Annotated in this window: 12 protein-coding genes; 8 read left to right on the forward strand and 4 right to left on the reverse strand. The window is 40.3% G+C overall.

Going from position 1 to position 12,391, the window contains the following annotated elements; translation table 11 throughout:
- Nucleotides 1-2 precede the first annotated feature (2 nt).
- From AC3Z9T_RS15265 to AC3Z9T_RS15280, 4 genes are all read right to left on the reverse strand, one after another.
- Nucleotides 3-1,001, reverse strand: a complete 999-nt coding sequence (locus AC3Z9T_RS15265; protein ID WP_490126951.1) for a methionine ABC transporter ATP-binding protein — start codon at nucleotides 999-1,001, stop codon at nucleotides 3-5.
- Nucleotides 1,002-1,274: 273 nt separating this feature from the next.
- Entirely contained in the window at nucleotides 1,275-2,465 is a 1,191-nt protein-coding gene (locus tag AC3Z9T_RS15270; RefSeq protein ID WP_490126952.1) for an MFS transporter, read from the reverse strand.
- A gap of 215 nt (nucleotides 2,466-2,680) precedes the next feature.
- Nucleotides 2,681-3,706 (reverse strand): tetratricopeptide repeat protein, encoded by a 1,026-nt coding sequence (locus AC3Z9T_RS15275; RefSeq protein WP_490126953.1) that lies wholly within the window; start codon nucleotides 3,704-3,706, stop codon nucleotides 2,681-2,683.
- Between the two features lie 11 nt (nucleotides 3,707-3,717).
- Complete coding sequence (locus AC3Z9T_RS15280; RefSeq protein WP_490126954.1) at nucleotides 3,718-4,899, reverse strand: FKBP-type peptidyl-prolyl cis-trans isomerase N-terminal domain-containing protein; 1,182 nt, start codon at nucleotides 4,897-4,899, stop codon at nucleotides 3,718-3,720.
- 646 nt (nucleotides 4,900-5,545) lie between these two features.
- Here AC3Z9T_RS15280 and AC3Z9T_RS15285 point away from each other — a divergent pair.
- From AC3Z9T_RS15285 to AC3Z9T_RS15320, 8 genes are all read left to right on the forward strand, one after another.
- Complete coding sequence (locus tag AC3Z9T_RS15285; RefSeq protein ID WP_490126955.1) at nucleotides 5,546-5,905, forward strand: helix-turn-helix domain-containing protein; 360 nt, start codon at nucleotides 5,546-5,548, stop codon at nucleotides 5,903-5,905.
- A 188-nt stretch (nucleotides 5,906-6,093) separates the two neighbouring features.
- Nucleotides 6,094-6,615 carry a fimbrial protein gene (locus AC3Z9T_RS15290; protein WP_490126956.1) on the forward strand — a complete coding sequence of 174 codons (522 nt, stop codon included), beginning with the start codon at nucleotides 6,094-6,096 and terminating at the stop codon, nucleotides 6,613-6,615.
- Between the two features lie 61 nt (nucleotides 6,616-6,676).
- Nucleotides 6,677-7,222 carry a fimbrial protein gene (locus AC3Z9T_RS15295; RefSeq protein WP_490127089.1) on the forward strand — a complete coding sequence of 182 codons (546 nt, stop codon included), beginning with the start codon at nucleotides 6,677-6,679 and terminating at the stop codon, nucleotides 7,220-7,222.
- Between the two features lie 38 nt (nucleotides 7,223-7,260).
- Nucleotides 7,261-9,813, forward strand: a complete 2,553-nt coding sequence (locus tag AC3Z9T_RS15300; protein WP_490126957.1) for an outer membrane usher protein — start codon at nucleotides 7,261-7,263, stop codon at nucleotides 9,811-9,813.
- Nucleotides 9,814-9,892: 79 nt separating this feature from the next.
- Nucleotides 9,893-10,636 carry a fimbria/pilus periplasmic chaperone gene (locus AC3Z9T_RS15305; RefSeq protein WP_490126958.1) on the forward strand — a complete coding sequence of 248 codons (744 nt, stop codon included), beginning with the start codon at nucleotides 9,893-9,895 and terminating at the stop codon, nucleotides 10,634-10,636.
- A 41-nt stretch (nucleotides 10,637-10,677) separates the two neighbouring features.
- Complete coding sequence (locus AC3Z9T_RS15310; protein WP_490126959.1) at nucleotides 10,678-11,310, forward strand: fimbrial protein; 633 nt, start codon at nucleotides 10,678-10,680, stop codon at nucleotides 11,308-11,310.
- A 13-nt stretch (nucleotides 11,311-11,323) separates the two neighbouring features.
- Nucleotides 11,324-11,848, forward strand: a complete 525-nt coding sequence (locus AC3Z9T_RS15315) for a fimbrial protein (protein WP_490126960.1) — start codon at nucleotides 11,324-11,326, stop codon at nucleotides 11,846-11,848.
- Nucleotides 11,848-12,390, forward strand: coding sequence for a fimbrial protein (locus AC3Z9T_RS15320; protein WP_490126961.1), 543 nt, complete (start codon nucleotides 11,848-11,850; stop codon nucleotides 12,388-12,390). The genes AC3Z9T_RS15315 and AC3Z9T_RS15320 overlap by 1 nt, the downstream gene beginning before the upstream one ends.
- The last annotated feature ends 1 nt before the right edge of the window (nucleotide 12,391 follow it).

The following is a 12,391-nucleotide window of genomic DNA, read 5'->3' on the forward strand; positions in this document are numbered from 1 at the left end:
GTTTAAATTACCTCTACAACAATGTTTCTTTTATTTTTTAAATACTCTAAAACATTAGCTAGATTTTCTGTTTTAGATAAAAACTGCAGATACAAAAAACCGTTTCCATGGTTAAAGGTTCCCTTCAATAACTTTATTGGTTCATTGAATTGCGAAATGAGATCGTACAGCAAATACTCGCTACTTTTATCATCATCTAGCACAATGCGAATAATCGGGCCTTGGGCGCGGAGATTATCCAAATCGTCCTGATTATCAGTGACTATTTCACTTTGAGATAAAAACTGCCTTGTGATTGCATGTTGAGGGTTGTGGAATACATGATTAACTAACCCTTCTTCTACAATACGTCCTTTATCAAGTACCGCAACTTTATTACAAATACTTTTAACCACTTGCATCTCATGTGTAATTAGCACAATGGTAATATTCAATTCATGGTTAATACGCGCTAACAATTCAAGAATATTTTGTGTTGTTTTCGGATCTAAGGCCGAAGTTGCCTCATCACATAACAATACATCTGGGTTATTTGCCAGTGCCCTAGCAATACCAACACGCTGTTTTTGGCCACCACTTAGCATAGATGGATAGTCATTGGCTTTATCTGTTAAACCAACCAAAGCGATTAAATCATCAACTCGGGCTTTACGTTGTTTTTTACTAACACCAGCAATTTGTAGTGGGAACTCGATATTTTCTCGAACTGTCCGTGACCATAGTAAATTGAAGTGTTGAAAGATCATGCCGATAGATTGGCGAATTTTTAAAATCGACTTTTCATTACTGCGGGTAATATCATGTTGCCCTATAGTGATTTCCCCGCTTGTTGCATCCTCTAAACGGTTTAATAGCCGAATTAGGCTACTTTTGCCTGCTCCACTGTAACCAATGATCCCAAAAATATCGCCCGAAGAGATTTCAAGATTAATATTATCAACAGCAACCGTTTTTTTTCTGCTTTGAGCATATATTTTGCTGACATTTTTAAGTGTTATCACGTTCATCCCCTTGGACATTTAAAACACATCATTTATCCAATGCGGATGTTTAGACGTCTATACTGCTAAATTAAGCGGAGATTCGAGGAATGTCAAATAAAAGATTGGGATTATCTAGATGAAAAAAATCTAACTGATGAGATTCAATGCCGTTGTTGATCGCAGGTTATGTTGGATTGTAACTATTGAGAGTGAACCTAGAAGGTAATAAAAACATTAGCCATTGTAATAAATGGCTAATGTTGATTTTTAAGTCGCTTAGGGGGATGACGGTTATAAATTTATTCTTTTTAAAAAACACGCGACTAATACAGCGGAACAAATCGAACATAGCAATGCAAAACTAATAAAGGTGATCATATCTGTTGAATTGACTAAGATGTAACCACCAATAGCTGGTCCTATCGCCATACCTCCACCAATCACCAAATTGATATTATTCATCAATCTACCGCTAGTATCTAACTGAGAAACGGTTGCCATAATAAAGGGTAATACGAATGTCCATGTGAATTTAAACAGAAACGCAGCAATAACGAAGCGAGTGACTACGGGTGAGTCAAGTAGTAATAAAATACTAGCAATCAATAGCCCATAGCCTAAGAAAACCAGTTTATTGGTTTTAAACTTACTGGCAATAGTTGCCGCAATCATCGAACCAACGATCCCCAATACGGTAGCTATCGCTAACACTCGGCCATTTTCTTCTGCATCTAAACCACTTTTTGTGCCAAATACACCAATAAAAGTCCAAACTTGGCTAAGGCATATATAGAAAACTAAGATAGCGATGATCGCCATTGCCTTATTTGCAACGTTATTCTTAGTGTTGGTTATCGCGGTGTTTTGTGTCTGTTCCTTTTTCACTATTTCATTAGGAAATGCTTTAATTAAAGGAAATGAAATAATCATAAAAGCTGCTAAAATAAAGTACACAATGCGCAAGCCAAACTGTTCAAACAGTGGAGGCAAAGCAAGTAATCCCAGAGTTCCCAAGATTAATTGCCCTAGTACCCAAAAAGCATACATACGGCTTGGATTTTCTGTTTTTCCTGCACAAGATAGACAGATAATCATCAAAGTTCCGCCCGCCAATGATGCGATGATGCGAAAAATAAATAGCGCTACATAAGTAGTGGCAAAGGCAGAAATTAAATTACCGATAATAAAAACAATAATCGATAATATGGCGATTTTTTGCCAACTAATACGGTTGATCCAATACCATGCAGGAATAGTCGCAAAACTCATGGCTCCTAATTCCGCAGAAAATAGATAGCCAATTTTGTCGGCAGAAAGTTGCCATTGTGAAGCGAGTTGGGTGGCAACCGCAGGCGCTGTCATTAAAATGCCCGGTGCAATAGCTGCAAAAATAATAATCGCCAATAGTAAGCTCAGCGAAGATTTTAAAACGACTTTTTGGGGTATGACATTGACTTCTTGTGTGTGCAGCGATTCGTTCATTTTGGCACCTCGTCAATATAATAAGTATTGCCAGCAATAAATGTTAATAAAAGGTTAATGGCTATTGTTGATTTTAGAGCTAAATTACGCGAAGTGACTATCATTCTTAAGAACGAAAACCAGACGGTTTTTGGTTTTTAAGCGACAATTTGCTGGTGGGGAAATAACATGTGAGTAAGTGAGCCCTGAGTCAGGGCTGACCAACAGATAAATAATTAAAAATGAGAAGGGGTTTGGTTTTCAAGTGCCAAGCAAGCTTTTTCTAAACCTTCTTTACAAGCCAATTCAAAATAATAACGAGCCGCATAGGGTGATGCATTTTTCACTTCGCCTTTTTGCATTAGCCAGCCGAGATTATATTGTGCGTAGGCATTACCTTGTTCAGCTGAGCGCATAAACCACTTTTGCGCTTGCTCAACAGAAGCTGGAACACCATCACCTTGGTAATAGAGTAAGCCTAAATTCAATTGAGCATCTTTATCGCCTAACTCAGCTGCTTGCGTAAAATAGTGTAGTGCCTTTTCTTTATTTACTGTGCCTGACTTACCCTGCCAATAAAACCAACCTAAATTATTTAATGCGTAAGGGTTGCCTTGAGCTGCAGCTACTTGATACCACTTTAGCGCCTCATCGAGATTGGGTTGCCCTGCTGCGCCATTTTCATATAACCAGCCAAGCATATTTTGTGCTGAAGGATGACCTTGCTCAGCGGCAGCTTTAAACCACTTCATTGCAGATTGCTGTGATGCCTGGTTGGTTTCACTTTCTTCCATATATAACCATCCTAATTGATGTTGTGCATCTGCTTCACCTTGCTCGGCGGCTAATGTCAACCAATGCAGAGCTTGGCTACGCGATTTTTCAACACCTTCTCCTTTTTCATAAATCAATCCAAGTTGATATTGAGCGGGTAAGCTACCTTGTAGGGCTGCTTCTTTAAACCAATGAATCGCTTCTGTCCATGATTGTTCAATACCTAATCCAGACTCATAAAGAGCAGCCAAATAAAGCTGAGCTTCTACATTGTTCTGCTCTGCTGCTCGCTGAAAATATTTGGCTGCTTGAGAGTAGTCAGGTGGCGCTGACGTATAGTAAGACAAACCTTTTTCAAAATCTTGGGTGGTATCAACTAAGGTCAAAGGAGTATCTGTATTCTGTAGTGGTTCATTTTTTGTACTCTCTTCACAGCCAGTGATGAGTAATGTACTTATTATAGAGATAATTAGTAGTGATACTTTCATTGATATTCCTATTAGTTATGAGTGGCTTTTACATCAGCAATACGTAAGGTGTACATGATTGATGCGCCTGGCGGTACTGTTGGCGGATAACCTTCGTCACCATAAGCTAGCTCAGGTGGAACAATAAAGGTGATCTCACCATGATTTTGCAAATGACCAATTGCAGATTGAAAAAGTGGAGGGTAATTATCTAACGGCAATGTTAGCGATTTATCTTGTAAGTCCATATCACTGACCACGGTACCATCTAGTAGCGATTCTTTTACGACGATACTGATCATATCAGTTGCTGTGATTTTCCCTTGACCCATGTAGTTGATTTTATAGGAATAGCCTAATGGATCTGACGTGGTGCCTTTTTGTTTTGACCAATTGGCTAAAAAGGTTTTTGCCAGCTGTGCTTGTTGATCTTTTTTGGCATTACGGTTTTTAGAGACAGCAGAGTCAGACGCGATAAGCGCGGTATGTAGCTCAGTAGGGGAAAGCAATGTATGGCCTTCAATGGCATCAGTGATCCCTGCTAAATAAGCTTTTTTATCCATATTTTGCCCAAAAGATTGGTTTTCTTTGTGGATTGTCATGGCATCTTGGCCAATAGCAATGCCTGCAGCATAGGCTTGCTTCAATGCTTCATTACCTTTTATCTGTTCAGCAGGTATTGGTTGTTTAGCTGCTAAAACTTGTTCTATCGCTATTTTCTGTGCTTTTTCTGATTCTTCAATGCGTTGACTTAATAATTTAATATTGTTGCTCAAATTAAGATTTTCATTTCTTGACTTGGTGAGCGCTTCCTCAGCTTGTAATTTTAACTCTTCTTGTTGTTTTAATTCTTGGCGAACATTTTTCTTGTTTAATAAAACTAATAAGTCGTCATTAACTTTATTCAGTTTTGCTTGCAGTAGCGCTTTTTCTTGTTGTTGTAGCCGAATTTTATATTGGCGTTCATTGATAGTTAATGCTTGAATCTGTCGATTCAGCATTTTTAATTTCAGCTGTGGCAACTGAATTCCACTTTGCTCATCACTATAAGGCTGATTATCCTCCATACCTTGCTTTATTTTCTTTTCTTCATATTCATTAGCAAATTTTAATAACCCAGGTAACTGGTTTTCATTTGCTTGTAATAATGAAGGTGCAAACAAGGTTGAGAACAATACTGAAACATAAATAGTACGATAAGTATTTCTATCCATAATAAACTCTCGAAGATTTGTTAGGTGATCTTCATTTAATGATGTGTTTTGTCTTTTGATGGTAATCAATATCAATTAAATATAACTGTATCAGAATATAAATTAAAAAATAAAGTTTCAATGAAAATAAAATTTCTATCTTTTGTAATCCTGAATAATCATATTTATTCAAATTATATTATAGATATTACAAAATATTATATCCTAATATGAGTAAGATGGTAAAATGATGTGTTATTTAACATGTTGATTTTATTTTATTTGTTGTGGATTTGGTTATTTTTGTCATATTTTTCTATGTAATAGTAATTAGGTGTTATTACTTAATGTCTGAAAATTTATGAATTTAGGTTTTAACATCCTAATTTTATGTCTTTTTTTGATTTAATTGGATTATAAATCTGGGCTTATTTGTATATTCGTAATTAGAGTATTGAATGTACCAACGTAATGTGTTTTTTTGTGCTTTCTATACTCGTTTTTTGGATATTTTGATTGTGATGGTAACTGCTTGATGGCTATTGCCTTGTTTGATTTTGTTGGGCAGGTAAAGTAAATTTAGTTCCAACAGAGCAAGGCAATAATATTTTTGTGCAAGCAGGCTTTAATAAATGAAGTTGGTTGTATCAGGAATTGGGAGCCTAATATGATAGTGGAACAAGAAGTGTCAAAAAGTATTTTTATGGCTGCAGTAGGGAAAGAAATTTTTCGATTAAGAAAAAAAAGAGGCTTAACAGGAAAGCAGCTGGCAGAAAAATTAAATGTCTCACAGCAACAAATATCTCGCTATGAAAGAGGTGTATGTAATATTAATGTTGATACTCTCTTTGTTATATTGCATGAGCTAGATTGTAGTTTAAGTAATTTCTTTAGTTCCGTTTATCTTAATATTAATGATACGGAAAAGAGTGTCAGCACTCATTATATTAATTTGTTTTTGCCCCCAGCTCCTTACTATAAAGGTGAGAATGCCATGGCAGCAAAGATGAATAACTTAGTCGGTTAATGTTCTATTAACGGCTATTAAATTATTTAAAGTTTTATTTAACTGAGAATAAAGAAAATACTTTCTGTTCTCAGAAGGTATTCTATTTGTTTTTAATTGTTAAAAGTAAATATCAATTAATTATTTAACCAAGTGGGCTAATTAAAAATCCACTGTATTTTAACGTTCATCGTAAAGGCGTAACCAATATGAAAAAGATTATTTTAGCAACCCTGATTTCTGGCGCAATGAGTGCATCTGCTTTAGCTGTTGATGCAGGTTCAGGTACTGTAACTTTCACAGGTTCAATTATCACTGCACCATGTTCAATTGCTCCAGGTGAAGAAAACCAAACTGTTGAACTGGGCCAAGTTTCTAACGTGACTTTGAACAACGGTGGTGAATCTTCAGCTCAACCTTTCTCTATCAAACTGGAAGGCTGTAACTTAGAAAAAAATAACGAAGTAACTGTTACTTTTAATGGTACTGAAGCTCTTGATGGTGAAGCTGCAAGCACAGGTTTGTTGCAAATCACTGGTGATGCTAAAGGTGCCGCTGTGAAAATCATGAACTCTTCTAGCGCACAAATTAAAGTTAACACTGGTAGTGCTCAAAACTACGTTAAAGGTGATAACGAGCTGAAATTCCAAGCTGCTCTGAAAGGTATTGCTGATAATGTTACGCCAGGTAACTTCTCAGCAGTCACTAACTTTACTTTAGCATACAACTAATTTTTAGAAATTAATGTATGTGCGTCATGAAGTGCTTTAGCACTTCATGACTTATTCAGTAATGGAGGTGATCGTGAAGCGAATAGGACTGTTAAATGCAGCACTATTGTCAATCAGTGCATTGGGGATAATTCCTGCTCAAGCGGCTCTAGGAGAAATATGGGGGCGCGTCAGTATGCAAGGCAGTATTGTAGATACGGCTTGTGCTATTGATACGGGCTCTTATGAGCAATCTATTGATATGGGTATTTTACCCATTGGTCTGTTACGCCAAGTTGGGCACGGGCCTGTACAACCTTTTTCGATTACCTTAATTGGCTGTCAACTTACACCACATGACGGTGATAACTGGCAAACCTTTTCAGTTACGTTTGACGGCCCTGCAAACGGTCAGTGGTTTACCGTTTCCGGCGCGGCAAAAGGGGTGGCATTGTCATTACAAGATGCGTCAGGACAAACCGTACAACCGGGTCTCGCCACGCCAAAACAAGAAATTAAACCGGGTAATTATGTCCTTAATTATGGTTTAAGACTGGTATCAGATGAAACCCCATTACGTCCAGGGGAATACCAGACAGCGATTCGCTTTAAGCTGGATTATTACTAATAAAAACGCTGAATTTTTCCTGATACTGACTTTTAGGGATGTTACTTATGTCTTTGTTTAATGCTTACTCACCCAAACCACGTTTATTAAGTGTGGTCATTGCACTGGCTCTTCACGGTGCAGCTTTACCCGTTATAGCGGCAGAGGCAATTCAATTTAATACCGACGTATTAGATCTCGAAGACAAAAGTAACATTGATTTAAATCAGTTCGCACGTGCTGGGCATATTATGCCAGGTACATACTCATTAACGTTGAAAGTGAATGATGAATCACTGCCTGAAATCAGTGTGCCATTTTATGTTCCAGAAAATGACCCAGAAGGCAGTGTCGCTTGTTTATCGCCTGAATATATTAATCAATTGGCACTGACCTCTTCTTCATTAAAAGATTTGACATGGTGGCATGATGGGCAATGTTTAAACCCAGAAAGCTTACCGGGTATGCAAATTCGTGGTGATCTCGCGTCCTCTTCTTTATATGTCAGTATTCCACAAGCTTATATGGAATATACGGCACCGAATTGGGATCCACCATCGCGTTGGGATGATGGGATCCCCGCGATTTTGGCCGACTATAACATCAATGCCAATGCCAATAACTCTTACCGTAAAGGTGGCAATAACAGTTACCAAGTCAATGGTAACGGAGTTGTCGGGGTTAACGCAGGGGCATGGCGTTTACGTGCGGATTGGCAAGGGCGTTTAAGCCATGTTAACGGCTTAAACGCACAAACCGAAAAAGATTTTCAGTGGAACCGTTTCTATGCGTATCGCGCAGTACCAACGCTGCGCGCCAAGTTGACGTTAGGTGAAGATTACCTCGAATCCAACATGTTTGACAGCTTCCGTTTTACAGGGGCAAGTTTACGTTCAGATAACAATATGATGCCGCCAAGCTTGCGGGGCTATGCACCTGAAGTTACTGGTATTGCGAAAACGAATGCAACTGTGACGGTTAGTCAGCAAGGCCGTGTGTTATATGAAACTCAGGTCGCACCAGGCCCATTTAGAATTCAAGACCTCAGTGATGCTATCAGTGGCAAGTTAGATGTTACGGTTAAAGAAGAAGACGGTTCGATCCAAGAGTTCCAAGTCGATACGGCGAATCTGCCTTATCTGACTCGCCCAGGCCAAGTCCAGTATAAGTTAGCATTGGGTCAGCCAACGGATTACAACCGTCATAGCCAAGGGGATAACTTCTTAACAGGTGAATTCTCTTGGGGTGTGAACAACGGTTGGTCACTGTTTGGTGGGAGTTTAAATAGCCAAAATTACAATGCGGTCTCGGCAGGTATCGGACGTGACTTATTAGCCTTCGGTGCGGTGTCATTTGATGTCACGCAGTCGTTTGCGCGTTTACCGGGGGAAAGTACCATCAGTGGTGGCTCATACCGTGTGAATTACTCAAAACGTTTCGAACAATATGACAGCCAAGTACAGTTCGCAGGCTACCGCTTCTCTGAGCGTGATTTTATGTCGATGTCAGACTACTTGAATGCGAAGCAAACCGGCCAGCGCTATGGCGGCAGTAAAGAACTTTATACCATTTCACTGAACAAAAACTTCCGTGATGCAGGTATGTCACTATATGCGAACTATAACCACCAAACCTATTGGGATCGTCCAAGTAATGATTATTACAGCGTGATGCTCTCGAAATATATGGATATTGGTTCGATTAAAAACGTCAGTGTCAATTTATCGGCAAACCGCAGTGTGTACAACGGTGTTAATGATGACAGTGCTTACTTATCACTGTCATTCCCTTGGGGGAACAGTGGCAGCGTTGGTTACTCATTGAATACCAGCCGTAATGATACCACTAACCGTGCGACTTATTATGATCGCATTAATGACCGTACTACCTATCAGGTGAGTGCAGGCAGCAGTCGCTATGGTGCCTCAACCAGTGCGTTTGTTAACCATCAGGCCGACAGTGCGAGGGTGAGCGTTAACGCCAGCTACCAACATGGTCAATACAGCTCATTCGGATTATCCGCATCGGGTGGTTTTACCATGACAGCTGAAGGTGGTGGTTTTCACCGCGTTAACACGATGGGCGGCACACGTATGGTTGTGGATACCGATGGTGTGGCAGATGTGCCAGTGAAAGGCTTCGGTGCGCCAGTTCGCTCAAATATGTTCGGTAAAGCGGTAGTGGGGGATGTGAACAGCTACTACCGCAGTAAAGCACAGATTGACTTGAATGCCCTACCGGATGATGTGGATGCACAGCAGTCCGTGGTGCAAGCGACCATGACTGAAGGGGCAGTTGGTTTCCGTCGCTTTGAAGTGGTATCAGGCCAGAAAGCCATGACTGTTCTCAGTTTGACCGATGGTTCACATCCACCGTTTGGCGCTCAAATTAAAAACGCCAAAGATCAAAGTACTGGAATTGTGGGCGATGCAGGTAGTGCTTATATCAGTGGTATTACACCGGGCGATGCGATGACCGTAACTTGGGGGGATGATAAGGCTTGTAAAGTAACCTTCCCTGCCCAGTTAGGAACGTTAGAACAGAACTTGTTACTACCTTGTGTACCTGTTGTGGGTGGAACAGCAAAACCACAAGAGATTACGCAGCGTTAAATTTAACTTACAACTTTCTCTAAATGTTAATAATTACCTGAATAGAATGTTCAGGTAATTAAAAAAAGGTTACTACAGCATGAAAAAGATAACTCAACTTACTGTTGTTGCAGGATTAAATAGCCTTCTTCTGTGCTCTTATTCAGCACAAGCAGCGGTTTCAATGGATCGTACACGAGTCATTTTTGAAGGTAGTCAGAAATCTATTTCGCTGAATATTACGAATAATAATAAACAGCTACCTTACTTGGCTCAAGGTTGGATGGAAAATGCGGAAGGCGAGAAAGTGGCTTCGCCATTAGTCGTGCTACCACCAGTCCAACGTTTAGAGCCAGGTAAATCAAGCCAAGTTAAAATTGAGGCGCTGCCAGCAGCCAATATGCTGCCAAATGATCGTGAAAGCCTGTTTTACTTTAACCTGCGTGAAATTCCACCGAAAAGTGACAAGCCAAACACACTACAAATCGCATTACAAACCCGTGTGAAGCTGTTTTATCGTCCGAAAGCGATAATTCCAGAGAAAAATACCGCGCCCGCACAAGACAAGCTGACGTTGGAAAAACAAGGGGAAACGGTGACGTTAAAAAATCCAACGCCTTACTACGTCACCATTATTAATGCAGCGGCAACTGCAAAATCGGATGCAAAAGATTTTACACCAGTAATGGTTGCCCCTTTTGCCAGTGAAAATCTAGGTGTGAGTGCAAGCAAACTAGGCAATAGCCCCGTATTAACTTATATCAATGATTACGGTGGCCGTCCTGAGCTGAATTTCCGTTGTCAGGCATCTAGTTGTCAGGTTGTTCCTGAAGCAAAACAATAAATTATCTCAGGCCTGTCGGCATGAATGGAAAGGAGAGAACCATGGCTCAACAAAAACTGACTCAGCATATTCGCAATAGCCTTTTAGTTTGCCTGTTTGCAGGAGCAAGTAGTTTATCTGCTTTTGCAGAAGACAATAACCGAGCGTTATATCGTCCGAGCGATAACTGGAACGTCGATGGTCAACATGGCGTGTTGTATGTGTCAGGTTCACTCACTGAGAGTCCATGCCGACTGGCGATGACGTCAAGCTACCAGTCAGTGTTATTAGGGAATACCGAAACGGCACAATTGAGTGGCAAAGATGGGCATGGACGCCCAATCCCATTTGAGATTGAGTTGCTTGATTGTTTACAAACCCCAACCTCGCTTGAGAATACCCGTACAGGGCAAACGGCTTGGAGTTCGACCCAGCCCGCAGTCAAAGTGCGTTTTGTCGCACCTACCGTTCCATTTATGCCTAACTACGCTCGAGTGAATGGCGTATCCGGTCTGGGCCTTGCTCTTAGTGATAGCCAGGGGCAAACATTGCCATTAGGTGAAGACAGCAATCCTGTTTTGTTGGCATCAGGGCAAGATAAGCTGACCTATTATGTCACGCCCGTCAGAACTAGTGGGCCTTTAGAAGCAGGGGCTTATACCGCACTGATTGCTTTTGAAATGATTTATGAGTAATCGGGAGCTGACGATGAAATCAAGAAACCTTATTCGACATGCCATTGCGGGTCTCATCGCAGGTGGGTGCTTATTCGCCAGTGGGCAGAGCGTTGCGGGAGAGTTTGCCATTTTAGTGAAAGTGACTGTGGTGGAAAAAACCTGTGATATTTATGGGGCGAGCATCGGCCTGCCTGTTCAGGTCACATTCCCCGACATGATCATTAATCAAATTGATGGGATTTCCTATGGTCGTACACCGATTAATTACAATATTAGTTGTGACGATGATAACCCCGCCATAGAAATTCAGTTTACCGGACAGGATGCACGTGATACTAACTCCAATTTTGACAAGGGTATGTTAAAAACCACGGAAAACAACATGGCCATCAAAATTTTGAATGGTAGCCAACAACTGAAACTGAATGATAGCTGGTTGTCTTTTCGATATAACAGTAAACCAACGTTATATGCTGTTGCCGTTCCCAGTGATATTGGGGGAATTAGCGGTGGTGAGTTTGAGGCATCAGCAACCTTGAGTGTGAGGTATCAATAATGTGCAACTTACAGAAATCACGAAATCAGTTGTTTGGTCTCATGGGGCTGTTATCCCTCTTTAGCAGCAGTTCACAGGCCTCCATCGAAGTATACTTCAAAGGTAACTTAATTGATAACCCGCCTTGTGATGTTTATGACGCTAATGGTAAAGACCAGCCGATTAGAATTAACTTTGGCGAAATTGGGATCACCGATATTGATGAGCTTAATGTTAGTCGCAATGGTAATTATCAGCAAAATTTCACACTGACGGTGAGTTGTGGTGCCGGTCTTGGCAATTCAGTCACGTTATATATGAAATATAAGGGAATGCCTACAAACTTCTATAACGATGCGTTACAAACCACTGAACCTAATTTAGGTATTTATTTAGAGTCAGACGGCACGGCAGTGAAACCGAATGACGGGTTAAAAGTGGTGATGTCAAGTAATGGTACTAAGCAATTACCTTTTACTGCGACACCCATCCGTAATAAAGGAAGTATGCCTGCTGAAGGTACTTTTACAGCAACCGCGACAGTCGAAATGCTTTACCCATAGG

Source organism: Providencia sp. 6390 (assembly GCF_058148425.1).

Coding starts and splice junctions, on each gene's coding strand:
- AC3Z9T_RS15290 (WP_490126956.1), top strand. CDS start 6,094: ATGAAAAAGATTATTTTAGCAACCCTGATTTCTGGCGCAATGAGTGCA.
- AC3Z9T_RS15295 (WP_490127089.1), top strand. CDS start 6,677: ATGGAGGTGATCGTGAAGCGAATAGGACTGTTAAATGCAGCACTATTG.
- AC3Z9T_RS15280 (WP_490126954.1), bottom strand. CDS start 4,899: ATGGATAGAAATACTTATCGTACTATTTATGTTTCAGTATTGTTCTCA.
- AC3Z9T_RS15275 (WP_490126953.1), bottom strand. CDS start 3,706: ATGAAAGTATCACTACTAATTATCTCTATAATAAGTACATTACTCATC.
- AC3Z9T_RS15315 (WP_490126960.1), top strand. CDS start 11,324: ATGAAATCAAGAAACCTTATTCGACATGCCATTGCGGGTCTCATCGCA.
- AC3Z9T_RS15320 (WP_490126961.1), top strand. CDS start 11,848: ATGTGCAACTTACAGAAATCACGAAATCAGTTGTTTGGTCTCATGGGG.
- AC3Z9T_RS15305 (WP_490126958.1), top strand. CDS start 9,893: ATGAAAAAGATAACTCAACTTACTGTTGTTGCAGGATTAAATAGCCTT.
- AC3Z9T_RS15310 (WP_490126959.1), top strand. CDS start 10,678: ATGGCTCAACAAAAACTGACTCAGCATATTCGCAATAGCCTTTTAGTT.
- AC3Z9T_RS15285 (WP_490126955.1), top strand. CDS start 5,546: ATGATAGTGGAACAAGAAGTGTCAAAAAGTATTTTTATGGCTGCAGTA.
- AC3Z9T_RS15270 (WP_490126952.1), bottom strand. CDS start 2,465: ATGAACGAATCGCTGCACACACAAGAAGTCAATGTCATACCCCAAAAA.
- AC3Z9T_RS15300 (WP_490126957.1), top strand. CDS start 7,261: ATGTTACTTATGTCTTTGTTTAATGCTTACTCACCCAAACCACGTTTA.